Source organism: Dactylosporangium siamense (assembly GCF_016862795.1).
GTDB lineage: Bacteria > Actinomycetota > Actinomycetes > Mycobacteriales > Micromonosporaceae > Dactylosporangium > Dactylosporangium siamense.
In genome coordinates this window covers 21,714-45,032 of record NZ_BONQ01000144.1, presented here as the reverse complement: position 1 = coordinate 45,032, position 23,319 = coordinate 21,714, and the positions used below count along the sequence as shown (strand labels likewise).

Genomic DNA, 23,319 nt, shown 5'->3' with positions numbered 1-23,319 from the left:
CCTAGGGAGTGAGTTCGTGCGGACCATCGCCGTCTTCGGTGCCGGCAAGCTCGGTGAGGTGCTGCTGTCGGGGCTGCTGCGGGCCGGCTGGTCGGCCGACCGCCTCCTCGCCACCGCCCGCCGCCCCGAGCGGGCCCAGGAGCTGGCCGAGCGCTACGGCATCAAGGTCGTGGACAACGAGACCGCGATGCTCGAGGCCGACGTGCTCACCGTCGCGGTGAAGCCGCAGGACGCCGGGGTGCTCCTGGCGGACCTCGGCCCGAAGCTGCCGGCCGGCAAGCTCGTCGTGTCGCTCTGCGCCGGCCTGCCCACCGCGTTCTTCGCCCGGCACCTGCCCGAGGGCACCCCGGTGGTCCGGGTCATGACCAACACCCCGGCGCTGGTCGACGAGGCGATGACCGCGATCTCGGCCGGCCCGCACGCCACCGCCGAGCACCTCGCCCTCACCGAGGAGATGTTCCGGCCGCTCGGCCGCACCATCCGGGTCCCCGAGTCCCAGCAGGACGCGGTGACCGCGCTGTCCGGCTCCGGCCCCGCCTACTTCTACTTCCTGGTCGAGGCGATGACCGACGCCGGCATCCTGCTCGGCCTGCCCCGCCAGGTGGCACACGACCTCATCGTGCAGACCGCGATCGGCTCGGCGGTGATGCTGCGGGAGTCCGGCGAGCATCCGGTGAAGCTCCGCGAGGCCGTGACGTCGCCGGCCGGCACCACCATCAACGCGATCCGCGAGCTGGAGAACCACGGGGTCAGGGCGGCGTTCCTGGCCGCGCTCGAAGCCGCCCGCGACCGCGCCCGGGAGCTCGCCGCGCAGAGTGGTTGAATCTCCCGGTGACCGTCATCACTTGCGCGTGTTGCGGCGTGGACCTCGGCGACGTGCCGAGCATGTGGTCGTTCTCCGCCCCTGACACCTGGGCCGTCCCCGGCGTCGGCGGAGCATCGTTCCTCGAGGAGGAGCTGTGCTTCGTCGAACTGCCCGATCTCGATGAGCAGCACTTCTTCATCCGTGGCCTGATCGAGGTCCCGGTCCGCGGCGCCCAGGACGCGCTGACCTACAGCGTCTGGGCCAGCCTCAGCGCGGCCGGCTTCGCCCGGGCCGTCGAGCAGTGGGAGGACCCGGACCGGGCCGCCGAGCCGCCGTTCTTCGGCCAGCTGGCCAACCGCATCCCCGGCTACCCGGAGACCCTGCGCCTGAAGGTCCGGGTGCACACGCGCCGGCCCGGCCTGCGGCCCCTGGTGGAGCTCCGGGCGCACGAGCATCCCCTCGCGGTGCGGCAGCGCGAGGGCATCGACGCGCACGAACTGCCGGCCATCGCCGCCGCGTGCGGCGCCTGAGGACGTCCCTGGACGCCCCGGCTGACACTTCGTTCATTCAGGTATTCACCGGTATCCGACACGGTGTGCTGCCCGTACCGTTACCTGCAGTGAAGCTGATGCAAACCGTGACCGGTGGCCCCCCGCTCGTCACGTGTCCCGCGCTCGGTGCCCTTCCCCAGCCGACGAGCGCGGCGTAAAGCCCGCCGTCGGCCGCAGAGGTGGTCGACGGCGGCTTTGCGGCAATGCCGGGTCGAACCGGCGGCGCAGGTGCGACATGATAACCGGGTGCGATTCGAAACCAGCCGTGCGCTCGACGCGGTCGAGCGGAGACTGAGTGTCGACCCCCTCGCTGTCGGTGGGGTCATCGACCTGGTGGAGGCTGCCCGCAGCGTCGACCTCGACGGCGGTCGCCCCGCCTCCCTGCTGCGCCTCGGCATGTTCGTCGACGCGCTCAGCCGGCAGCTCGGCGACGGCAACGTCGCCCTGTATGCCGTCGCCGAACGCGGCGCCATGTCCGACACCGACTTCACCTCCAACGAGCGCATGGTGCTGCGCCGGTGGTCCGACGACGGGCTGATCGAGATGCTGCCGCCCGGCGCCCGGACCGGTGCCCGGGTCCGGGAGGCGGCCGCGCTCACCGGCCTGCCCCTGATCAGCCGCACCCCGCTGCCCGGCCACCCCGGCCCGGTCTACCTCACCACCGGCGCGGCCGGCGGGATGGAGCTGGCCCTGGCCCCGTCGACCGGCTCGTCGCCGCGGCCGCACCCGGTGCTCGCCCGGTTCTGGCGCTGCCCGGCCGCCGACTGCCCGACGCTCGGCCGGCCGCCCGCCGCCGGTGCCGGACAGCCACCACCCGCGCTGCCCAGTGGCGCCCCGCTGTGCCCGCGGCACGGCGACCGGCTGATCGACGCCGGTCCCCGGCCGCCGGCGATCACGATGGCGGTGCGCATCGACGGCATCGTGCGCGCCCGCTTCCCGCTGACCGCGGCCCGCCCGGTCGTCGTCGGCCGGGCCCCGGACGAGCCGGGCGGCATCACCATCGGCAACTGGCTCAACGACGAGTCGACCCGCCGGGTCAGCCGCAACCACGTCCGCCTCGAACTGCGCGACGGCATGGTCCTGGTCACCGACGTCAGCACCAACGGCGCCGCGGTCCTGGCCCGCACCGGCTCCTCGGTCCCGCCCCGCGAGGTCGACCTGCACCGGGGTGAGCCCAAGGCGATGGGGGAGTGGGACGAGGTCGAGCTCTACCCCGAGGTCACCGTCGGCCGCGCGGACCGCCCGCCGTCGTCGGTCGCCAAGGGCGGCGCCCCCAACTCCGTCATGGCCGACGCGCCCACGATCGCCCTGCGCCTGCCCAAGCAGTAAACCTGCCGAAGCAGTACACCTGCCGAAGCAGTACACCTGCCGAAGCAGTACACCTGCCCACGCAGTACACCTGCCGAAGCAGCAAACCTGCCGGACGGTAAACCGGTTGTCGCTGGAGTGACGGCGAGCTATCTTTCCAGCGTGATCACCACGACCGCGTTCTTCGAGTCGGGCCTATCGGCCACCGGCTCCGCGGTCGCGTGCGCCTCGGCGCTACGAAGCTGACCCTCCTCCCGCAGCCTTTCATGCGGAACCTACGGAGGAGGGTGGTCCGGCCACCCTTCACGACGGTGGCCGCGCGGTTCTGCACACCCACCACACATCCACTGTGGAGTGTCAGATGGCCAAGCAGACGTTCACGAGGAACAAACCCCACCTCAACATCGGCACCATGGGTCACGTCGACCACGGCAAGACGACCCTGACCGCCGCGATCACCAAGGTGCTCGCCGAGCGCTACCCGACCGTCAACCGGTACACCTCGTTCGAGGGGATCGACCGGGCGCCGGAGGAGATCAGCCGGGGCATCACCATCAACATCGCCCACGTCGAGTACGAGACCGCGACCAGGCACTACGCCCACGTCGACATGCCCGGCCACGCCGACTACGTGAAGAACATGATCACCGGTGCGGCCCAGGTCGACGGTGCGATCCTGGTGGTCAGCGCGGTCGACGGGGTCATGCCGCAGACGCGCGAGCACGTCCTGCTCGCGCGGCGCATCGGCGTGCCCCACCTGGTCGTGGCGATGAACAAGGCCGACGCGGTCGACGACGCCGAGCTGCTCGACCTCATCGAGCTGGAGATCCGCGAGCTGCTCAGCGGCTACGGGTTCCCCGGTGACGACGTGCCGGTCGTCCGGGTGTCCGCGCTGCGGGCGCTCAAGGGCGACCCGGCCGGCGTGCGGTCGGTGCTCGACCTGCTCGACGCGGTCGACCGGTATGTCCCGGTGCCCGACCGGGTGCTCGCCGAGCCGTTCCTGATGCCGATCGAGAACGTGCTCACGATCACCGGGCGTGGCACCGTCGTCACCGGCGCGGTCGAGCGCGGCACGCTGCGGCTCAACGCCCCGGTCGAGGTCGTCGGGCTGGGCCCCACCCGGTCCAGCGTGGTGACCGGCCTGGAGACGTTCGGCCGGCAGCTCGAGCAGGCCGAGGCGGGCGACAACGCGGCGCTGCTGCTGCGCGGCATCCGCCGCGGCGACGTGCAGCGGGGCCAGGTCGTCGCGCTGCCGGGGTCGGTCTCGCCGCACCGCCGGTTCACCGCCCACGTGTACGCGCTCACCACGAAGGAAGGAGGCCGGCACACGCCGTTCTTCGCCAACTACCGGCCGCAGTTCTTCTTCCGGACCACGGACGTGGTCGGGTCGGTCGACCTGGGCGAGGTCACGATGGTCATGCCCGGCGACACCGTCGACCTGACGGTCGAACTGGGCAAGCCGGTCGCCATGGCCGAAGGCCTCGGGTTCGCCGTCCGCGAGGGTGGTCGCACCGTCGCCGCCGGCACGGTCACGGAACTCCTCGACTAAGGGAGTCCGAGGTGGGCACTGGTCGGTATGGACACCGACCATGTTCAAGGCCCGGCCGACGCACCGCTGACCCTGCTCGAGTACGGGGACTACCAGTGCCCGTACTCGGGCCGGGCATTCGGCGTGGTGGAGCGCCTGCAGCTGCACTTCGCCGGGCGGCTGCGGTTCGCGTTCCGGCACTTCCCGCTCGTCGACAAGCACCCGCGGGCGATGCCGGCGGCGCTGCTCGCGGAGGCGGCCGCCGACGCCGGCTCGTTCTGGGGCATGCACGCGCTGCTGCTGTCCCACCAGGACAGCCTGGAGGACACGGACCTGTCCCGGTACGCGGAGCAGTTCGGCCTCCCGGGCACCGGCGGGACCCGCGCGCACTACCAGCGGGTCGACAACGACCTGGCCGCCGGCCGGTCCGCCGGGGTGCGTGGGACGCCCGCGTTCTTCGTGAACGGCGTGCCGCATGAGGGCGGCTTCGACTTCGAGTCGCTCCGTGAGGCGCTCGATAAAGTGGCAATCGGGTGAGATGCGGGTGAACAGTGTCGATTGCCAGAAGAGTTACGGCTTGTCCTCCCTAGGATCTTTGAGAAGAAACACAGCCAATTTTGAGCTGAACCAAGGTTGCCGTTAAGAGCGTCAGGGCAACCTGTAGGGGATGCGGAACCGGTACGTAGACCTCCTGCGAGCCGTCGCGATCATCCGGGTGGTGACCTACCACACCCTGGGGTTCGCGTGGCTGACCGTCGCGTTCCCGGCCATGGGCCTCATGTTCGCGCTCGGCGGCTCCCTCATGGCCGCCTCCCTCGACCGTGCCGACGGCGTCGGCCTGAAGGCGATCGGCCGCCGCATGCGCCGCATCGTCGTGCCGTTCTGGGTGCTGGGCGCGTTCGCCGTCGTGCTCATGTCCTTCATGGGCGGGCTGGAGCACACCTGGCGCCTCGTCCTGTGGTTCCTGCCGCTGGACGATCCGCCGACGTCGGAGAAGGGCGGGGTCTGGTTCAGCCAGATCTGGTACGTCCGCTCCTACCTGTGGTTCATCATCCTGTCGCCGGTCATGCTGTGGCTCTTCCGGAAGGCGCCGATCCCCACCGTGCTCGTGCCGTTCGGGATCCTCGTCACGATGTGGGAGACCGGTTACGGCACCGGCGGCATGGTCCGCGACTTCTTCATGTACGCGCCGATGTGGATGCTCGGCTTCGCCCACCACGACGGCACCCTGCAGCGGGTCTCCCGCAAGGTGCTGTGGCCGGCGTGCCTGGTGGTCGGTGGCATCGGGCTGTTCATCCTGTACAGCCACCCGGGGCCGCGCGGGTACGACATGAACGACGTGCCGGTCGCCGACGTGCTGTGGTCGACCGCCTTCCTGCTGGTGATGCTCAACGCGGCCCCCGCGGCGCTGAGCCTCGGTGCGGCCGAGCCGGCCGTCGAGGCGGTCAACCGGCGGGCGCTGACCATCTACCTGTGGCACGAGGCCGTGATCACCGCGGTCCGGCTGGCCGCGGTCGCCGCCGGGATCTCGCTGCTCGGCCCCTACGGCGGGCTGCTCCAGATCGTGCTGGTGTTCGCGCTGGTCACCCTGGTCGTGCTCGGGCTGGGCTGGGTCGAGGACCTGGCCGCCAGGCGCAAGCCGAAGCTCATCCCACTGCCGACCCGGGCATCGAACCGCCGGCTCGAGGACCAGGCGCAACCGGTACCGGCGTAGAACGACGGCGCATCGAGGAGCAGTGGCGAACCGTTTCAGCGCAAGTTGCAACACGACACGCCGACACTGGTCTTTGCTGGAACTTGCTGGAACCGGCTACCGTGCCGTTCGTGTCCGAACCGATCCACATCGAGCTGCTCGAGCGGCGGATCGACCGGTTGCGTGGCGAGCTGCGACGGGCCGCCACCACCGGTGACCGGACCATGGCCCGAGCACTCCGGGCCGAGCTGCGCCAGGCGGAGCACGCCTGGGACGACGCCCTCGCCGACCTGGAGGACCAGGCCCGGCCGGCGCCGCAGCCGGTGCACAAGCCGATGCTGTCGATCCGTGAGCAGGTGCACCACGCGCTGACCCTGCTCACGGTGCCGGCCGCGCCGAAGCTCATCATCGCCGTCCACGACGCCTTCTTCCCGGGCGAACTGGTCGCGGCGCGCCTCACCAGCCTGCGCCGCGACGAGGAACGCTCGTTCCGCGTCCAGCCGTTCGGCCGGCCGTACTACCTGTGCCCCGCGCTCACCGCCGACCTGCTGTCCCCGGCGCGCGGGCTCCTGGCGTTGTCCACCTGGCCCCTGGAGATCAGGGTCGTCGGACCGCTCAGCGCCCGCGTCGACTTCCTCATCGGCGCGATCAAGGTGGCCCAGCGGGTGGCGCAGCTGCCCGAGGACGCGCACGACGCCCAGCGGCTGCTGTGGCGGTTCGCCGCGAGCATCCCCGGTGCCGGCAGTGCGGGGATCACCCCCTCGTCCGTGGCCGAACTGGCCCAGGCCGAGCTCGACGTGCACCTCGAGGCCGACACCGCGGACCGCACCGCTGCGGCCAGTCGGGCCCAGGAACGCCTGGACGGATCCGAAGCGCTCTTCGGAGCCCGTCTGCAACGACTGCGTCGTACCGCGAGCACGACGTGAAACCGCGAAATTCTTCCCCGAAAGAAGACCGCTCATGGACCCACTGGTCGACCGGTTGGACCGCATCCGCGGCACGGTGGCGCCGCGCAACCACAACGCGCGCACCATCGCGGCCCTCACCAGCAACCCCGGGTGCGGCCGCCGTGGGCTGATGGACGCCGCCGGGGTCAACAAGGGCGCCGTCGCCGGGCAGCTCGGCTTCCCCGCCGGCTTCGGCCAGTCCCGGTTCGCGATCGCCCGCGGCAACGCGTTCGAGGCGCAGGTGAAGGCCGACGGCGCCGCCGAGCTGCTGCAGCTGCTGCGGGACCGGCTCGGCCTGGCGATCCCCGAGGTCGCCTACGACGACCTGTCCAACGTCGGCGGCAACGCCAGCCGCGAGGTCCGGTACGCCCGCACGAAGGCGCTCCTCGCCCGGGCCGCGTCGGAGCGGGACGACGCGGGGACGCTCTTCGACCACCCGATGCTGCGGCTGGAGATCGCGGGCTACTACGCGTACCTGGAGCCCGACCTCATCGCGTTCCGGGCCGGCGGCAAGTTCCACGTCGTGGAGATCAAGTCGTTCGCGGTCATCGACGGTCAGGCCGACCCGGGCAAGACCGCCGCCGCCGCGACCCAGTCCGCGGTGTACGTCATGGCGATGCGCGAGCTGCTCGCCGAGCTCGGCCACCCGCCGGAGTCGGTGTCGCACGACGTGGTGCTCGTCTGCCCGGAGAACTTCGCCAACCGGCCCACCGCCACCCTCGTCGACGTGCGCAAGCAGCTGACCGTCCTGCGGCGGCAGCTGTCCCGGCTCACCCGCCTGGAGTCGATCCTCGACGCGCTGCCGGCGGGGCTGTCCTTCGACCTCGCCTACGACAGCGACCAGCAGGCCACCCGCCCCGCCGACGAGCTGCGCAAGGCGGTCAGCACGATCGACGCCCGGTACAGCCCGGACTGCCTCGGCACGTGCGAGATGGCGTTCTTCTGCCGGGACGAGTCGGCCGGGTCGACGTCCGCCCTCGGCCGGTCGGTCCGGGACGACCTCGGCGGCGTGGAGAGCATCGGCACCGTCCTCGGGCTGGCCCGGGGGACGCTGACGCCGGGCGCCGGCCAGGAGGAGATCGCCGGCCTGTTGCGCTTCGCGCACAAGCTGCGCACCGAGTGCCTCGACGGCATCGGCTGACACGTGAGTGAGCGGAGCGAGCGAACCATGTTGCAGCGCCTCGTGCCTCGCGGTGCCGGTGAGCGCAGTGAGCCGGCGCCGTGAGCATCCTGACCGCGCTGGCGCGGGCCGAGGCAGTCGAGTCGGGCAGAGCCCAGCCCCTGACGACGGTCCGGCACACCCATGTCGCCGAGCGGCCGCTGGTCCTGGTGCCGCTCAGCCTCGCCGGTGAGGCCGCCGCGCCCCTGGCCGCGATCGTCGGCACCGACCCCGGCGAGCCACGGCTGCTCGTCGTGGCCAACCCCCGCGACCGCACCCAGCGCTTCGACTTCGTCGCCGAGCTGGCCCGGGTCGTGCTGTCCTACGTGGACGGGTGCGCCCGCAGCGTCGACACCGGCGCCGGTGGCACGAAACTACGCTACGCCGAAGCGCCCCAGGTCATCGTGCCGAACCGGGGCGGCGTCGAGTTCGTGCGGCTGCTGGGCCGCTCCACCCGGTTCCGCCGGCCGTTCGGCCCGTACCCGGTGCACCGCACCGTGCCGATCCTCGGGCAGTGGCTGACGTTCCTGCGGGAACGCGCCGACCACCCCGGCTCCTCGATGCTGCTCGCCATGACGTCGGTGCTCAGCGAGCACTGGGCGACCGGGCAGAGCGGCCTGGAGGACGCCAACCTCGCCGCGCTGCTCGGGTGGATCGACCCGCCCGGCGACCTCGACGGCGCCGGCGCCGCGGCCCTGGCCGAGGACCCGCTGCGTTCCCCGCCGGCCGGGCCGAGCACCGACCCGACCTTCGACAACGAGATCCTCGCCCCGGCCCTGGCCGCCGTCGCCCGCTCGATTGACGACTTCGCCCGCGAACGGGCGCTCGCCGCGCTCACCGCCGCCGTCGCCGACCAGATGCGGCCCACCTGGGACCTGACCTGGCAGGCGGTCCGGTTGCTGCGGACCCGGCCGGCCGGCGCGTCCGTCGAGACCCGCTGGGCGATGGACCGCGACGTGTTCACCATGTACCACATGGCCCTGGCCGAGGGGACCGCGCTGCCGCAGCCCCGGCGGGACAGCGCCGTCGCCGCCGCCGGCCGGCTCGACCGGCTCGAACGCGAACAGGCCCGCTACGACGCGCAACGGGCCCTCGACGACCCCCTCGTGATGGCCGAGTTCCGGCTGTCGGGGGAGGCGTTCACCGGCACCGTCGTCGCCGCGTCGCCGAACCGGGTCGACACGTCGGGCAAGAAGGCGGCGCTGCGCCCGCACATCACGGTGCAGACCGACGACCCGGTGCGCCTGGAGCCGGGCGCGCACCTGGTGTCCCCGGCCCGCCTCGCCCAGCAGGCGACGGTCGTGTCGGTGTCCAGCGTGGACGTCGTCCTCGAACTGTCCAAGGGCATGGGCCGCTCCACGAAACAACCGGCGCCGGGGTCGGTGCCGGAGGTGGGGGACCGCGTCACGTACGGCCCGGTCACCGACGCCTACCAGCCGCCGGGCCGCTTCCCGAGCCGCGACGACACCCCGTGGACGCACGGCGGCCCGCCGCCGGTCATCGAGTATCACGCGAGCGACAACGACGCCGTGGAGGATTGGTCGTGAGCGGCCAGCGGAGCGCAGCGGAGGTGACGGCGTGAGCGGTGTGATCGAGTCCATTCTCAGCGACTTCGGTTCCGCCGCCGGTCGGGGCGTCGTCGTCGACTCGCCGCCCGGCGCCGGCAAGTCGACCCTCGTGGTCCGCGCCGCCCGTACCCTCGCCGAGGCCGGCGAACGGCTGATGGTGGTCGCGCAGACCAACGAGCAGGTCGACGACCTCATCGACCGGCTGGCGACGGCCGCGCCCAACCTCGCGATCGGCCGGCTGTCCGCGTCGACCTACGTCCCGGCGCAGCGCGTCGTCAAGCACGGCACCGTCACCGTCAGCGGCGCCGTCAGCGACATGAACGCCAGCGCCGTCACCATCGGCACCGCCGCGAAGTGGGCCACCGTCACCGACGGCAGCTGGGAGCGGGCGATCGTCGACGAGGCGTACCAGATGCGCTCCGACATGCTGCTGCGTGTCGCCGGCCGGTTCTCCCGCGCGCTGTTCGTCGGCGACCCGGGCCAGCTCGACCCCTTCTCGGTCGTGGCCGTGGAACGCTGGGCGGGCCTGTCCTGGGACCCGATGCAGAGCGCCGTCGCGGTGCTGCTGCGGCACAACCCGGACCTGCCCGTGCACCGGCTGCCGGTGTCGTGGCGCCTCCCACCGTCGGCCGCGTCCGTGGTGTCGGCGGCGTTCTACCCGTTCACCCCGTTCGAGGCGGGCACGAAACCGGCGGACCGGCGCCTGGAGTTCTCCGCCCGGGCGCTCGGCGGCGATCACGGCCTCGACGCGACCCTGGAGACCGCCCGCCGCACCGGCTGGGCGCTGCACGAACTGCCGGCCCGGCACACGGTGCGCACCGACCGGGAGGCGGTCGCCGCGATCGCCGACCTGGTGACCCGGCTGCTGCAGCGCGGCCCGGTCGCCTACTCCGAGCACGCCCCGGACGGCCGGCCCGTCACCGTCGACCGGGTCGCCGTCGGCGCCGCGCACCGCGACCAGGTCGCCGCGATCCGCCAGGCCCTGGCCGGCACGGTCGCCGCCGACGTCACCGTCGACACCGCGAACCGCCTGCAGGGCCGCGAGTACGACGTCACCGTCATCCTGCACCCGCTGTCCGGCCGCCGCGACGCGAGCGCCTTCCACCTCGAAGCGGGCCGCCTGTGCGTGCTCGCCTCGCGGCACCGGCACGCGTGCGTGGTCGTGGCCAGGGCCGGCATCGCCGAGCTTCTCGACACCCACCCGTCCGCCGAGCCGGTCCATCTCAACGTCCCGGTCCGGTTCCCCGACGGCTGGGAGGCCAACCAGGCCATGCTGGCGCACCTCAGCGGCGACCACTGACCGGCGCGGTTCAGCGCAGCTGCGGCAGGAAACGGTGCCGGGCGAGCGCCATGGTCGTCTCGGCGGCGAGCGCGGCGACGAACGCGGTGATCGCGAGGACGACGATCCAGGCCCAGATCCGGTAGCCCGGCGGGTGGGCGTAGGCGACCCAGTGCAGCGTGAACGTGGCGACCGCCGCGTAGGGGAAGGCGAACGCCCAGAACCCCGAGGCGAAGTGCAGGTGGCGGTACCCGCCGACGAGCCGGACCTGCACGAGTGCGGCCAGCAGGGTGTAACCGGCGAGCCCGAAGGTCACGGCGTCGACCCGGTTGCGCGTGACGGCCAGATACGCCAGCCCGGCGAGGGCCGGCGGGGCGGCGAGGATCGCCAGGGTGGGTCGCAGCTGCGGGGGGAGCGGGGGGCGGAAGTACAGCCGGGCCAGGATCATCGACTCGATGACGAGCCACGACACGGCACCGAGGCCGAAGAACACCCGCGCCGGGCCCGACCAGCCGGCGAGGGCCGCGCCGATGGCGGCGATGAGTCCGCCGGCGACGGCCGGCAGCACGTATCCGGGATGGAGTTTGTCCAGGTCGAGGCCGGCGGAGAGCCACTGGCCGGCCATCCAGGCGGCCAGCACGACGGTGCCGGCGGCGAAGACGCCGAAGAGCCACTGGCCCGCCGTGCGTTCGTGCCGCATCAGGCCGACGGACAGCAGCATGCCGACGATCGGGATCAGCGAGACGAACGGCCCAAGCACCGGGTCGGCCAGTTCGGCGGGCCAGCCGCCGGGCCGTCGCGGCACCTGCGACACGTAGCTGACCAGGAGCGCCAGCCACACGACGGCGGCCAGGACGCACAGGATGTCGGAGACGAGCGCGGGGGCGAAGCCCAGCAACGCGGCGTAACCCCAGCAGCCGGCCAGGCCGGCCAGTCCGTACGCGATGCCGAACAGGTTCGGGGTGATCCCGACGTGCGGCTCGCTGGTCCGTGGGTTCACGGTCGCGCACTACCCGGCACCGCGGCGGTTATCCCGGGTCCTGATCAGGTCAGGACGCGCTTGGCCTCGTACATGGCGGTGTCGGCGCGGTGCAGGACGTGCTGGGACTCCTCGCCGGCGTGGAAGCGGGTGCCGCCGACGCTGGCGCGGGCCGTGATCGTCCCGCCGCCGAGGACCGCGACCGGCTCGGTGAGCGCGGCCTGGATCCGTCCGGCCAGCTCCGGCACGCCGTCGGCGCCGAGCGTGCCGTGGGTGAGCACGACGAACTCGTCGCCGCCGAGGCGGGCGACCAGGTCGCCGGTGCGCGCGGCGGCGGTGAGCCGGCCGGCGACCGCCGCGAGGAGCTGGTCGCCGGCGGCGTGGCCGAGGGTGTCGTTGACCGTCTTGAAGCCGTCGAGGTCGATGAACAGCAGCGCGCCCTCGCCGACGCCGAGCGCGGCGTCGAGGGCGGCCATGAACGCGCGGCGGTTGGCCAGGCCGGTCAGCGCGTCGACGTGCGCCAGCCGCCAGGTCTCCTCGAGGAGCTCGCAGGTGCGCAGCGCGGTCGCGGCCTGGTCCGCGACGCCGGCCATCCGGTTGATGATCTCGCGGGCGCGGGTGGTGCCCTGCGGGGTGTCGTAGGCGGCGACGAGGATGCCGTACGGGTGGTCCGGCAGCGCGATGTCCACGATGATCATCATGTCGTGGCCGAACGTGTCGAGCATGGCGAGGATGAACGGCTCCTCGCTGCCGCGGTCGTAGACGCGGGGGCGGCCGGTGTTGGCGCGGAAGCGGTCGAACAGGTCGGTGTCCTGCGGGGACACGGTGAGGTTCTGCGCCTTGCGGAGCCGGCCGTCGCCGGCCCCCGAGTTGGCGACCATGCGGAGCTTGCCCTGCTGGTGCAGCAGTACCGTCGCGGAGTCGGCGCCCATCACGGACCGGACGGCGTCCGCGGTGACCTCGGCGACCTCGGGCGTGGTCCGGGCCAGGGTCAGCTTGCGGGCGAGGGCCAGGAGGCTCTCCGCGGTCCGTTGCCGCTCGGCGGCGGTCTCCAGGGCGGACAGGGCGTCGAGGGCGACGGCGGCGAGGTTCGCGTAGGCGTCGAGCATCCGCCGCTCGGCGTCGAAGAAGTCCTCGCAGTAGGCCACGAGATACCCGTAGTAGCGGTTCGGCGAGGCGATGTCGGCCACGAGCGTGCCGCCGAAGCTGGTCGGCGGCGCGTCGGTGAGCACGGCGATCTCGGCGTCGGTCAGCCCGTAGCCGTGCACCTGCCGCGGCTGGTCCGGCGCGGGGGAGGCCACGAGCAGGAACGCCTGGGCGTTGACGGCGTAGCCGGCCCGGTCGGCGACGACGGCGAGGGCCCGCTCGGGCTGCTCGGCGGCGACGAGCTCGGCGACGGTGCGCTGCAGCAGCTCCATCCGCCCGGCGAGGACGTCGTCGGTGCTGTCGTCGCCGGCCCGGCGGCGGCCCCGCCACAGCCAGGACAGCAGCCGCCGCTGCCGCCAGCGGACCGTGTACACGCACGCCTCGGCGCCCTCGACCTGGCAGGCGTCGTGGGCGACGGTGGCCGCGGGCAGCCCGAACAGCGCCGGCAGCTGGGTGAGCAGCCCGCGGGTGTAGTCGCAGTCGTAGCGGCTGGGCTGGTAGCCGCCGCGCAGCCGGTACTGCACCGTGGCGGTGCCGTGTCCGGTCGACAGCGTGGACATGTCGGCGCTGGCGTTGAACTTGGCGCTGGTCGTGGCGATCAGCCGGATCAGCTGGGTCGGTCCGCCGAGCATCAGCAGCCCCAGCCGCAGCGGGGTGTTCACGGAGTACGACAGGATGCTCTGCCCGACCCGCAGCCCGACGGACTCGTCGCCGAGCGCCTGCGCGGCCGCCGCGAACACGTTGATCTTCGTCTCGTAGGACCACCAGCGGCGGGCGTCGTCGTACGCCTCGGGCGGCTCGTGTTCGCCGGCGAGGTTGAGCACGTGTGCGACCGCGGTGTCGCCGCCCCTGGCGCGCACGTATCGCACAATGGCGCGCAGGGTGACACCGGCCGTCTCTCGGATCTGTTCCATGGCGCCTCCGGTGCTCGACATCGGCGCGGTCCGGGGACTGCTGAGGATGTCCGGCGGGTAAGACTGCTCACATGGATCCCGAATCCGCCGAACCGTTGATCGTCGTGGACGGCGCCAATGTCGTCGGCTCCGTGCCCGACGGCTGGTGGCGGGACCGGCGCGGGGCCGCGACCCGGCTCCGCGACGCCCTCGCGGCGCGGGACGTCGCCACGGTGCCGGCCGTGCTGCTCGGTGCGATCACCCTGGTGGTGGAGGGTGCCGCCCGGGGCGTGCCGCCGGTTGCGGGTGTGCGTGTCGAAGCCGCGCCGCAATCCGGTGACGACCACATCGTCGCGCTCGTCGCCGACAATGTGGGTCGCCGTCCGGTCGTGGTGGTGACCGCGGACCGGGAGCTCCGCCAACGGGTGCGCGAGCTCGGTGCGAGTATTGTCAGCCCCGGTGAGTTGCGCGCGTCGATCTCATATGGTGGACGACGTGAATCTATCTAGCGGATAGGATTTGTCGGCAACATGTGCGCACCTCGGCATGGGTCTGTCGGTACTCTCACTCATGATCTTCTCAGCATGCGGGAAGAGATTGACCCGTCGTCGCACGGTGGCAAAGCTGGACTCGTAGACATGTCGTGAATGGCCGGTGAATGTCGGCCGAAAACATCAGACAAATTGTCATCGATCTATTCTGTGCGGCAGGTTACAGATCTGTCGCACGGCGTGACGATGCTGGTAAGGTCGGTGCCATGTGCCATGAGGTACTCCTTGACCCGTTGTGGGTCTCGCGGCGTGCACACCATTTCGACGGCCTTTGTCGAGCGGCTATCCGTTGATTCGGCGTCATTCCAAAGGCTTTTCGAGAGGATCTGAAAATGGCCATTTCGGTCGTCGGCGCTCCTGAGGTAGCGCCATCGGTGGTCACCATCACCGTGCACATCACCCTCAACGGGGACGAGCTCCCACCGGAGGCATCCCGCCTGATCAGCGACCTCGAGGCGCTCGCCGCCAGCCAGGCCAAACAGCAGATCCAGCCGTCGATCCAGCGCGGCCCGCAGACCCCGGCGCCGCTGCAGCGTGCCACCGCGACGGCGCACACGCTGCAGCACGGGCCGTCCCAGCACACCGGCCGTAACCTGCGACTGGTCGAGACCACCGACGCCGGCGTCGCCGCCGAGCCCACCAGGGTCAAGCGGATCGGTGCCGCCGACGCCCCCTCGCTGTACCTGTGCACCGGCTCCCGGCTCGTCCTGCGCGACGGCGCGCCCGTGCCGCTGACCCGCCGCGAATACGACCTGTTCCTGTTCCTCTGCGAGCACCCGCGGCGCGTGTTCAGCCGGGCGCAGCTGCTGCGCCAGGTCTGGGGCTACGACATGGTCGGCACCGAGCGCACCGTCGACGTCCACGTGCGGCGCCTGCGGGTCAAGCTCGGCGAGGCCGCCCGGATCATCGCCACCGTCCGCGGTGTCGGCTATCGTCTCGACGATGACGCCGCCGTCCAGGTTGTCGTTCGCGAGGACTGACCCCCGGATCCCCGCGCTCGCCGCGGGGATCCTGCTCCTGGTCGACCTGCTGCGGGTGTGGCTCCCGTCGATCATCACGATCTTCGGGCAGGCCGCCTCGACGCCGGCCGAGCTCATGGGCGCCTTCGCGCTGCTGTGGTTCCTCGTTCCGTTTGCCGTCGTGCCGCTCGCGGCGAGATGGGACGCGGCGAAGGTCGCGATCGCCGGTGCCGCCGGGCTCGCCGCCTGCCGCTTCGCGCTGCTGTTCGTCCACGGTGGACAGCCGCAGCTCTACGTCGCCTCCATCGGCCTGCTCGCCGGGCTGACCTGGCTCGCGGCGAGCGCCGTGCGCGGCGGCCCCGCAGCCGTCGGCGTCCCCGTCGGCCTCGCCGCCGCCGCGTTGCAGCACGCCGCCCTGCGCACGGTCGACCTCAGCTGGCAGTCCCGCTGGTGGGCCGCGCCGATCGTCGCGCTCGAGTGCCTCGTGCTCCTCTGGTGCCAGCAGCGGTTCCTACGGTGCCAGCACCGTGCCGCACCCGGTCGCAGCTCCGCGGCGGCCTGGTTCCTGGTCGGACCGGCGATGCTGCTGGCGGGGATGTTCGCCCTGTCCCCGGCGATCGCGACCGTGGCCGTGTCGTTCCGGTTCGACCCGGTCGCCGGCAGCGCGCCGCCCGCCGTGCCCGAGTTGCTGCTGGGCCTGGCCGTCGCCGGGTTCCTGGCCGGGGCCACCGGGCGGCTCCGGGGGCGTTTCGAGCGGGTCCTGGCGGGGGTGTTGCTGCTCGCCGCCGCGGTCATCTGGCTCTTCCCGGACGGGTTGTTCGTCGCGTTGCTGCTCGGCTGCGGCGCCCTCGGCCGCGCGTTCCGGGCCGCGGCGGCCGACGGCGCGCCTGTGCGGGCCGCGGCGGCCGGCTACGCGGCGGTCGCCGGCATGGTGGTGTTCGCCGTCGCCGCCGTCGCGTACTACGCCGCCTACGACCTCGGCTACCCGAACCAGTGGGTGCCGGTCGCGGTCGCCGTCGCCCCCGCCTGGATCCTGCTGCGTTCCGGGGCGGGCGTCCCCGCCGCCGGGGTGCCGCGCCGGGCCGGGCTCGCCGCGCTCGCCCTGTGCTTCCTCGTGCCGCTGCTCGGGGTCACCGTCACACCGGCGGTCACGCCCGGCGATCCGGACCGGGGGCTGCGGCTCGTCGCGTACAACATCCGCATGGGTTTCGGACTCGACGGCACCTACCGTCCGGCCGTCGCGGCCCGGGCGATCGCCGCGTCGGACCCGGACGTCGTGGTCCTGTCCGAGGTCGACCGGGCCTGGCTGCTCAACGGCGGCCACGACGACCTGCGGGTCCTCGCCGCCGCGCTCGGCATGCGGTACTGGTTCGGGCCGGCCGCGGACGCCGTCTGGGGCGACGCGGTGCTGACGAACCTGCCGGTCGGTGCGGTCGAGACGGTGCCGCTGTCCGCGGTGGGCGCGCCGACCGGTGCCCAGGCTCTCGGCGTCGTCGTGCGGTTCGGCGGCCGGGACATCGCGGTCGTCTCCACCCACATCCAGCCGCCGCCGGACGCCGAGCCCCTCGTGCAGGTCGCCGAGATCGCCGCGTTCGCGACCCGGTTCGGCGCGGGCCGGCCCACGTTCATCGCCGGCGACCTGAACATCGAGCCCGGGGACGCGTCGATGCGGGCGTTCGCGGACGCCGGCTACGCCGACGGGTTCGCCGCGTTCCGGCCGGTGCGCACGTTCCCCGCCGACGTGCCCGTCAAGCAGATCGACCACGTCCTCGTCCGGGGCCTGACCTGCGCCGATGTCAGTGTCGGCAGGGCAGTGACGTCGGACCATGCGATGGTCGCCACAACATTGCGGTGATTGAGCCGCCCCGTCGGTGGGCAACCTGACGCTCAGAGAGAAAGGGGCAGCGATGAGCGTCACACATGCGAACGGGAGCAAGATCGGTGGCTGGGCCAATGACACGGCCACCGGTACTCGCGACGACCTTGGCAACACGGTCGACACGATGTCCGCCAAGACCAAGCAGCGCGCGGCCGAACTGGCCGAGCAGGGCAAGGACGTGGCACGCCGTCGGCCCGTTCCGCTGGTGACCGCCGCAGCGGCCGGAGTCGCCACCGTGATCGTCGCGGTGGTCACGGTCGTGCGTCGCCGCCGGAAGCCGACGCCGCGTCAGCGGGCCGTCAACGCCTGGCGGAGCACCAGCAAGAGCGTGAGGAAACGGGTCAAGCGGTAACCTCCTCTCCCACAGCTGCGCCCCGCACCGGTTCCCGGTGCGGGGCGCAGTGCTATCCAGCCATCCGGTACGCCGCGAGCTGGGTGGCCTGGGCGACGACGTGGCCGTCGGCGTCCCAGATCTCGCAGACCTGGTCGACGAGGCTCTCCGTGAGCAGGCGGGCCCGCTGGCGGACCCGCAGCGGACCCGGCGCGGGCAGGGCCCGCACGTACACCGTCAGCTCCAGCGTCGGGGTCCAGCCGTTGCTGCCCAGGGTGAACGTCGCCGGCGGGAACGCGTCCGCGGCGAACAGCAGCGACACCGGGTCCCAGCCGACCCCGTCGGGCAGGCGGAGCCAGCCGCGCAGCTCACCGGCCGGGTCGCCGACCGCCTGCCAGTCGATGCGCTGCTCGAACTGGTCCAGCATGTCGATGCGCAGCCCGGTGCCGGGCGCCTCCGACGGCGTCGGCAGCAGGTCCGCCTCGGCGGCGACCGGAGGGGGAGTGCTGTCGATCCAGCGGGGGTCGCCGGCCGCCGCGAGCGTGCCGAGGGTGAACAGCGCCTCGACGCAGGTGCGGTCCTTCTGGCTCAGCCGCGCCCTGACCTGGCTCGCGGAGCGGCCGGCGCGCAGCACCTCGACGGTGACGGCGGCCGGGCCGGGGTCCGGCGGCGACAGGTACACCGCGCTCGCCGACATCGGATGCGGCTGGGTGCCGGCCGCCTCGACCGCCGCCCGGGCGAGGATCGCCAGGAGGTAGCCGCCGTTGGGCTTCCCGCCGACGGTCCACAGTGGATCAAGGTCGGCCTCGAAGCCGCCCTCGCCGTCGGACCGGACCCGCGTCGCGTCCGTGAACGCTGCCACGCCTGCCTCCTTCTGGTTGGATGACGGCATGGCTCGCACGCGGCTCTACCGCAACGGTGACCTGGTAGCCGAGGACTTCCCGCTCGACGATATCTCGGATCACCTGCAGGCCGAGGACACGATCGTGTGGCTGGACCTCGTCTCGCCGTCGCCGCAGGAGTACGAGCGGGTGCAGGAGGAGTTCGGGCTGCACCAGCTGGCGATCGAGGACGCGTCCTCGCCGCGGGAGCGGCCGAAGCTCAACCACTACAGCGGGCACCTGTACCTCAGCGCGTACCAGGTCGGCTTCGACGGCGACGCCACCGACCTGGCCGTGCACCAGGTGTCGGCGTTCCTCACCGACCGGGCGCTGATCACGGTCCACGGCGACGGTTTCGACGTCGACGCGGTCGTGCGGCGCTGGGACGCCACCACCGAGCTGGCCCGGCACGGCGTCGCCTACCTCGTCCACGGGCTGCTCGACGTCATCGTCGACGGGCACTTCGACGCGGTGCAGGAGCTCGACGACGCGCTCGAGGCGCTCGAGGACAAGCTCTTCGAGGAGACCCCGGAGGCGGTCCGCGAGGTGCAGCAGCGCAACTTCCGGCTCCGCCGCATCCTCAGCCACCTGCGCAAGATCGTGCTGCCGATGCGCGAGGTGGTCAGCGGCCTGAGCCGCACCCCGTTCGTCGACGAGGACATCGCGCCCTACTACCAGGACCTCTTCGACCACGTCATGCGGGTCACGGAGTGGACCGAGAGCCTGCGGGACTTCGTGGCGAGCATCCTGGAGTCGAACCTCGCCGTGCAGGGCAACCGGATGAACAACATCATGAAGAAGGTCACCAGCTGGGCGGCCATCATCGCGGTGCCCACCGCTGTTACTGGTTATTACGGGCAGAACCTTCCGTTCCCGGGTTTCGAGCACCGTGCGGGCTTCGTGACCTCCGCCGTGCTGATCGTGGTGCTGTCCGTGGGGCTGTACGTCACCTTCAAACGCAAGGATTGGCTATGAACTTCGATGTGGTGGTCCTCGGCGCGGGCCCGGGCGGCTACACCGCCGCCGTGCGCGCCGCCCAGCTCGGCCTGCGCACCGCGATCGTGGAGGACAGGTACTGGGGCGGCGTCTGTCTCAACGTCGGCTGCATCCCCAGCAAGGCCCTGCTGCGCAACGCCGAACTGGCGCACATCTTCACCGCCGAGGCCAAGACGTTCGGCATCCAGGGGTCGGTGACCTTCGACTACTCCGCCGCGTTCCAGCGCAGCCGCAAGGTCGCCGACGGCCGGGTCAAGGGCGTGCACTACCTGATGAAGAAGAACGAGATCCGCCAGTTCCACGACCGTGGCGTCTTCCTCGACGACCACACGCTGCGGGTCGGCGACGACACGATCACGTTCGCCAACGCCATCATCGCCACCGGTGCCACCACCCGGTTGCTGCCCGGCACCTCGCTGTCGTCCCGGGTGGTCACCTACGAGGAGCAGATCCTGTCCGAGGAGCTGCCTTCCTCGATCATCATCGCCGGGGCGGGCGCGATCGGCGTCGAGTTCGCATACGTCCTGCACAACTACGGGGTCAAGGTCACCATCGTGGAGTTCCTCGACCGCATGGTGCCCCTCGAGGACGCCGAGGTGTCGGCGGAGCTGGCGAAGCGGTACAAGCGCCTCGGCATCCAGGTCCTGACCTCCACGCGCGTCGAGTCGGTGGAAGAGGCGGCCGACGGCGTGAAGGTCACCGTTTCAAGCGCTGGGAAGTCGCAGGTGCTGGAGGCGGACAAGCTGCTGCAGGCGATCGGCTTCCAACCCCGGGTCGAGGGCTACGGCCTGGAGACGACCGGGGTGGCGCTCACCGACCGGGGCGCGATCGCCGTCGACGGGCGGCTGCGGACCAACGTGCCGCACATCTACGCGATCGGCGACGTCACCGCGAAGCTGATGCTCGCGCACGCCGCCGAGTCGATGGGCATCATCGCCGCGGAGACCATCGCCGGTGCGGAGACCATGGAGCTCGACTACGTCATGATCCCGCGGGCGACGTACTGCCAGCCGCAGATCGCCAGCTTCGGCTGGACCGAGGCGCAGGCCCGCGAGCAGGGCTTCGACGTGAAGGTGGTCAAGTTCCCGTACACCGCCAACGGCAAGGCGCACGGCCTCGGCGACGCGACGGGCTTCGTGAAGATCATCAGCGACGGCAGGTACGGCGAGCTCCTCGGCGCCCACCTGATCGGCCCCGAGGTCACCGAGCTGCTGCCGGAGCTGACCCTGGCCCAGCAGTGGGACCTCACGGTGCACGAGGTCGCCCGCAACGTGCACGCCCACCCGACCCTCGGCGAGGCGGTCAAGGAAGCGATCCACGGACTCGCCGGTCACATGATCAACATGTGACTCTCAGCTTGTAGGACCGGCGGGATGGCGGCAACCGCCGGTCCCGATGAGTCGGTACGCTTCCAGGTATGCGGCAGGAGTGGCACCACTTCACATATCCCGGTCCCGAGATCTCCCGAGTCGCCATCGCCGGCGACGCAGGAGACGACGAGGAGTTCGGGCTCGACCACTGGCGCACCCTGCCCCGCGCGCAGACCCCGCCGTGGCCGGACCAGCAGGCGGTCGACGAGGTCGGTCAGCTGCTGTCCTCGGTGCCACCGATCGTCGCGCCGTATGAGGTCGACCAGCTCCGCGAGCGGCTCGCCCTCGTCGCCGACGGCAAGGCGTTCATGCTGCAGGGCGGCGACTGCGCCGAGACGTTCGCCGACAACACCGAGGCGCACGTCCTGGCCAACGCCCGCACCCTGCTGCAGATGGCCGTCGTGCTCACCTACGGCGCGTCCCTGCCGGTCATCAAGCTCGGCCGGGTCGCCGGCCAGTTCACCAAGCCCCGCTCGGCGGCCCTCGACTCGCTCGGGCTCCCGGCGTATCGCGGCGACATGATCAACTCGCTGGACCAGGACCCGCAGGCGCGCATCGCCGACCCGCAGCGCATGGTCCGTGCCTACGCCAACTCCTCCAGCGCGATGAACATGCTCCGGGCCTACCTCGGCGGTGGCATGGGCGACCTGCACGCCGTCCACGACTGGAACAAGGGCTTCGTCGTCACCTCACCCGCCGGCCAGCGCTACGAGGCGATCGCCCGCGAGATCGACCGCGCTCTGCGCTTCATGCAGGCCTGCGGCGTCAACGACGACGAGGCGCTGCGCACCGTCACCCTGTACTGCTCGCACGAGGCGCTCGCCCTGGAGTACGAACGCCCCCTGGCCCGCATCGCCGGCGGCCGTCCGTACGGGCTGTCCGGGCACTTCCTGTGGATCGGCGAGCGCACCCGCCAGATCGACGGCGCCCACGTCGACTTCATGTCGCGCATCGCCAACCCGATCGGCGTCAAGCTCGGCCCGACCACCGCCCCCGAGCAGGCGCTCGAACTGTTCGAGAAGCTCAACCCCGACAACATCCCGGGCCGGCTCACGTTCGTCGCCCGCATGGGCAGCACCAAGGTCCGCGACGCGCTCCCGCCGATCGTGGAGAAGGTCACCGCCGCCGGCTGCCGCGTCGTGTGGCAGTGCGACCCCATGCACGGCAACACCCACGAGTCCTCCAACGGGTACAAGACCCGGCACTTCGACCGGATCGTCGACGAGGTCCTCGGCTACTTCGAGGTCCACCGCGAGCTGGAGACCCACCCCGGCGGCCTGCACGTCGAGCTCACCGGCGAGGACGTCACCGAGTGCCTCGGCGGCGCCCAGGCGATCGTCGACGAGGACCTCCCCGGCCGATACGAGACGGCCTGCGACCCGCGGCTCAACACGCAGCAGTCCCTGGAGCTGGCGTTCCTCGTCGCGGAGATGCTGCGTGGCTGATCGGGTCGCGGACCTGCGCTCCGATACCGTCACCCGGCCGACGCCGGCCATGCGGCTGGCGATGGCCGAGGCGCCGGTCGGCGACGACGTGTTCGACGAGGACCCGTCGCTGCACGAGCTGCAGTCGCATGCCGCCGCACTGTTCGGGCACGAGGCCGCGCTCTTCACGCCGTCCGGGTCGATGGCCAACCAGATCGCCATCCAGCTCGTCGTCCCGCGCGCCGAGGAGCTGCTCTGCGACGCCGACGCCCACATCGTCACCTACGAGATGGGCGCGGCCGCGGCCTTCGGCGGCATCTCCACCCGCACGTGGCCCTTCGCCGGCGGCGCCCTGGACCCTGCCGCCATCGCTGACATGATCCGCCAGCCCGGTGGATACACCGTCCCCACCAGAGCGATCGCCGTCGAGCAGACCCACAACCGCGGCGGCGGCTCGATCATCCCGTGGTCCGATCTCCAGGCGCTGCGCGCCGTCTGCGACGAGCACGGCCTGCTCCTGCACTGCGACGGCGCCCGCATCTGGCACGCGCACGTCGCCACCGGCATCCCCCTGGCCGAATACGGCCGGCTCTTCGACACCCTGTCCGTCTGCCTGTCCAAGGGCCTCGGCGCGCCCGTCGGCTCGCTGGTCATCGGCTCCGCCGAGCGCATCGCGCAGGCCCGTGTGATCCGCAAGCGCCTCGGTGGTGGCATGCGGCAGGCCGGCATCCTCGCCGCGGCGGGCCTGCACGCCCTGCGGTTCCACATCGACCGCCTCGCCGAGGACCATGCCAAGGCCCGCCACCTGGCCCTCGCCCTCGCCCCGCTGGGCGTCGTCGACCCGGCCCGGGTCGAGACGAACCTCGTCATGCTGGACCTGCGCGCGGCGGCGCTCGACGCGGCGCAGCTGACGGCGGCGGCCGGCGAGCTCGGGGTGCTGGTGTCGCCGTTCGGGCCGCGCACGGTCCGCCTGACGACGCACCTGGACCTCACCGACGAGGATGTCGCCACCGCCGCGTCGGTGCTCACCAAGCTCCTGACCTGACCCCCGCCGGCCTTTCCGGGTCGCATG

The 23,319-nt window shown here is 72.0% G+C and carries 21 protein-coding genes; 18 read left to right on the top strand and 3 right to left on the bottom strand.

Translation table 11 applies throughout. The annotated features are described in order from the left end of the window. The first annotated feature begins 16 nt into the window (after positions 1-16). From proC to Dsi01nite_RS44805, 10 genes are all read left to right on the top strand, one after another. Positions 17-823: a pyrroline-5-carboxylate reductase gene (proC, locus tag Dsi01nite_RS44850; protein ID WP_203852563.1), complete on the top strand. Its 807-nt coding sequence runs from the start codon at positions 17-19 to the stop codon at positions 821-823. An 8-nt stretch (positions 824-831) separates the two neighbouring features. Then, complete coding sequence (locus Dsi01nite_RS44845) at positions 832-1,335, top strand: DUF2199 domain-containing protein (protein ID WP_203852562.1); 504 nt, start codon at positions 832-834, stop codon at positions 1,333-1,335. Between the two features lie 267 nt (positions 1,336-1,602). After that, positions 1,603-2,685: an FHA domain-containing protein gene (locus Dsi01nite_RS44840; RefSeq protein WP_203852561.1), complete on the top strand. Its 1,083-nt coding sequence runs from the start codon at positions 1,603-1,605 to the stop codon at positions 2,683-2,685. Positions 2,686-3,025: 340 nt separating this feature from the next. Beyond that, positions 3,026-4,213, top strand: a complete 1,188-nt coding sequence (tuf, locus tag Dsi01nite_RS44835) for an elongation factor Tu (RefSeq protein ID WP_203852560.1) — start codon at positions 3,026-3,028, stop codon at positions 4,211-4,213. 27 nt (positions 4,214-4,240) lie between these two features. After that, positions 4,241-4,729 (top strand): DsbA family protein, encoded by a 489-nt coding sequence (locus tag Dsi01nite_RS44830; protein ID WP_203852559.1) that lies wholly within the window; start codon positions 4,241-4,243, stop codon positions 4,727-4,729. 130 nt (positions 4,730-4,859) lie between these two features. Next, a complete protein-coding gene (locus Dsi01nite_RS44825; protein ID WP_203852558.1) occupies positions 4,860-5,906 on the top strand; it encodes an acyltransferase family protein in 1,047 nt (348 codons plus the stop codon). Between the two features lie 110 nt (positions 5,907-6,016). After that, a complete protein-coding gene (locus Dsi01nite_RS44820) occupies positions 6,017-6,811 on the top strand; it encodes a hypothetical protein (RefSeq protein WP_239136658.1) in 795 nt (264 codons plus the stop codon). Positions 6,812-6,845: 34 nt separating this feature from the next. After that, positions 6,846-7,973, top strand: a complete 1,128-nt coding sequence (locus tag Dsi01nite_RS44815) for a hypothetical protein (RefSeq protein ID WP_203852556.1) — start codon at positions 6,846-6,848, stop codon at positions 7,971-7,973. A gap of 80 nt (positions 7,974-8,053) precedes the next feature. Further along, positions 8,054-9,538 carry a hypothetical protein gene (locus tag Dsi01nite_RS44810; protein ID WP_203852555.1) on the top strand — a complete coding sequence of 495 codons (1,485 nt, stop codon included), beginning with the start codon at positions 8,054-8,056 and terminating at the stop codon, positions 9,536-9,538. Positions 9,539-9,569: 31 nt separating this feature from the next. After that, positions 9,570-10,859 (top strand): AAA domain-containing protein, encoded by a 1,290-nt coding sequence (locus tag Dsi01nite_RS44805; protein ID WP_203852554.1) that lies wholly within the window; start codon positions 9,570-9,572, stop codon positions 10,857-10,859. Positions 10,860-10,869: 10 nt separating this feature from the next. Here Dsi01nite_RS44805 and Dsi01nite_RS44800 read toward each other — a convergent pair whose 3' ends face one another. Further along, positions 10,870-11,838, bottom strand: a complete 969-nt coding sequence (locus Dsi01nite_RS44800) for an SLAC1 family transporter (RefSeq protein ID WP_203852553.1) — start codon at positions 11,836-11,838, stop codon at positions 10,870-10,872. A 44-nt stretch (positions 11,839-11,882) separates the two neighbouring features. After that, on the bottom strand, positions 11,883-13,877 hold the full coding sequence (locus Dsi01nite_RS44795; RefSeq protein ID WP_239136656.1) for a GGDEF domain-containing protein: 1,995 nt from the start codon (positions 13,875-13,877) through the stop codon (positions 11,883-11,885). A 71-nt stretch (positions 13,878-13,948) separates the two neighbouring features. Here Dsi01nite_RS44795 and Dsi01nite_RS44790 point away from each other — a divergent pair, with 71 nt between their 5' ends. The 4 genes from Dsi01nite_RS44790 (at position 13,949) to Dsi01nite_RS44775 (ending at position 17,597) form a co-directional block, all read left to right on the top strand. Continuing rightward, positions 13,949-14,365, top strand: a complete 417-nt coding sequence (locus tag Dsi01nite_RS44790) for a PIN domain-containing protein (RefSeq protein WP_203852552.1) — start codon at positions 13,949-13,951, stop codon at positions 14,363-14,365. 374 nt (positions 14,366-14,739) lie between these two features. Beyond that, positions 14,740-15,387 (top strand): winged helix-turn-helix domain-containing protein, encoded by a 648-nt coding sequence (locus tag Dsi01nite_RS44785; protein ID WP_203852551.1) that lies wholly within the window; start codon positions 14,740-14,742, stop codon positions 15,385-15,387. Next, complete coding sequence (locus tag Dsi01nite_RS44780) at positions 15,350-17,221, top strand: endonuclease/exonuclease/phosphatase family protein (RefSeq protein WP_203852550.1); 1,872 nt, start codon at positions 15,350-15,352, stop codon at positions 17,219-17,221. The genes Dsi01nite_RS44785 and Dsi01nite_RS44780 overlap by 38 nt, the downstream gene beginning before the upstream one ends. A gap of 16 nt (positions 17,222-17,237) precedes the next feature. Continuing rightward, positions 17,238-17,597 (top strand): hypothetical protein, encoded by a 360-nt coding sequence (locus tag Dsi01nite_RS44775; RefSeq protein WP_203852549.1) that lies wholly within the window; start codon positions 17,238-17,240, stop codon positions 17,595-17,597. Positions 17,598-17,649: 52 nt separating this feature from the next. On the opposite strand, the gene Dsi01nite_RS44770 is transcribed toward Dsi01nite_RS44775, so the two are convergent. Further along, positions 17,650-18,438: a thioesterase family protein gene (locus Dsi01nite_RS44770; protein WP_239136654.1), complete on the bottom strand. Its 789-nt coding sequence runs from the start codon at positions 18,436-18,438 to the stop codon at positions 17,650-17,652. Between the two features lie 28 nt (positions 18,439-18,466). On the opposite strand from Dsi01nite_RS44770, the gene Dsi01nite_RS44765 reads away from it, so the two are divergent. The 4 genes from Dsi01nite_RS44765 (at position 18,467) to Dsi01nite_RS44750 (ending at position 23,292) form a co-directional block, all read left to right on the top strand. Further along, the gene (locus Dsi01nite_RS44765) at positions 18,467-19,432 is read left to right on the top strand and encodes a magnesium transporter CorA family protein (RefSeq protein ID WP_203852547.1); all 966 of its coding nucleotides are present in this window, start codon (positions 18,467-18,469) and stop codon (positions 19,430-19,432) included. Further along, the gene (gene lpdA, locus Dsi01nite_RS44760; protein ID WP_239136652.1) at positions 19,429-20,802 is read left to right on the top strand and encodes a dihydrolipoyl dehydrogenase; all 1,374 of its coding nucleotides are present in this window, start codon (positions 19,429-19,431) and stop codon (positions 20,800-20,802) included. Before Dsi01nite_RS44765 ends, lpdA begins: the two co-directional genes overlap by 4 nt. A gap of 68 nt (positions 20,803-20,870) precedes the next feature. Continuing rightward, a complete protein-coding gene (locus Dsi01nite_RS44755) occupies positions 20,871-22,268 on the top strand; it encodes a class II 3-deoxy-7-phosphoheptulonate synthase (RefSeq protein ID WP_203852545.1) in 1,398 nt (465 codons plus the stop codon). After that, positions 22,261-23,292, top strand: coding sequence for a threonine aldolase family protein (locus tag Dsi01nite_RS44750; RefSeq protein ID WP_203852544.1), 1,032 nt, complete (start codon positions 22,261-22,263; stop codon positions 23,290-23,292). The genes Dsi01nite_RS44755 and Dsi01nite_RS44750 overlap by 8 nt, the downstream gene beginning before the upstream one ends. Positions 23,293-23,319: the final 27 nt, after the last annotated feature.

Bases quoted from the DNA above. Each gene is read 5' to 3' on its own strand.
- tuf (WP_203852560.1), top strand. From the start codon at position 3,026: ATGGCCAAGCAGACGTTCACGAGGAACAAACCCCACCTCAACATCGGC.
- Dsi01nite_RS44830 (WP_203852559.1), top strand. From the start codon at position 4,241: ATGGACACCGACCATGTTCAAGGCCCGGCCGACGCACCGCTGACCCTG.
- Dsi01nite_RS44825 (WP_203852558.1), top strand. From the start codon at position 4,860: ATGCGGAACCGGTACGTAGACCTCCTGCGAGCCGTCGCGATCATCCGG.
- Dsi01nite_RS44815 (WP_203852556.1), top strand. From the start codon at position 6,846: ATGGACCCACTGGTCGACCGGTTGGACCGCATCCGCGGCACGGTGGCG.
- Dsi01nite_RS44795 (WP_239136656.1), bottom strand. From the start codon at position 13,877: ATGGAACAGATCCGAGAGACGGCCGGTGTCACCCTGCGCGCCATTGTG.
- Dsi01nite_RS44790 (WP_203852552.1), top strand. From the start codon at position 13,949: ATGGATCCCGAATCCGCCGAACCGTTGATCGTCGTGGACGGCGCCAAT.
- Dsi01nite_RS44785 (WP_203852551.1), top strand. From the start codon at position 14,740: ATGGCCATTTCGGTCGTCGGCGCTCCTGAGGTAGCGCCATCGGTGGTC.
- Dsi01nite_RS44780 (WP_203852550.1), top strand. From the start codon at position 15,350: ATGACGCCGCCGTCCAGGTTGTCGTTCGCGAGGACTGACCCCCGGATC.
- Dsi01nite_RS44765 (WP_203852547.1), top strand. From the start codon at position 18,467: ATGGCTCGCACGCGGCTCTACCGCAACGGTGACCTGGTAGCCGAGGAC.
- lpdA (WP_239136652.1), top strand. From the start codon at position 19,429: ATGAACTTCGATGTGGTGGTCCTCGGCGCGGGCCCGGGCGGCTACACC.
- Dsi01nite_RS44755 (WP_203852545.1), top strand. From the start codon at position 20,871: ATGCGGCAGGAGTGGCACCACTTCACATATCCCGGTCCCGAGATCTCC.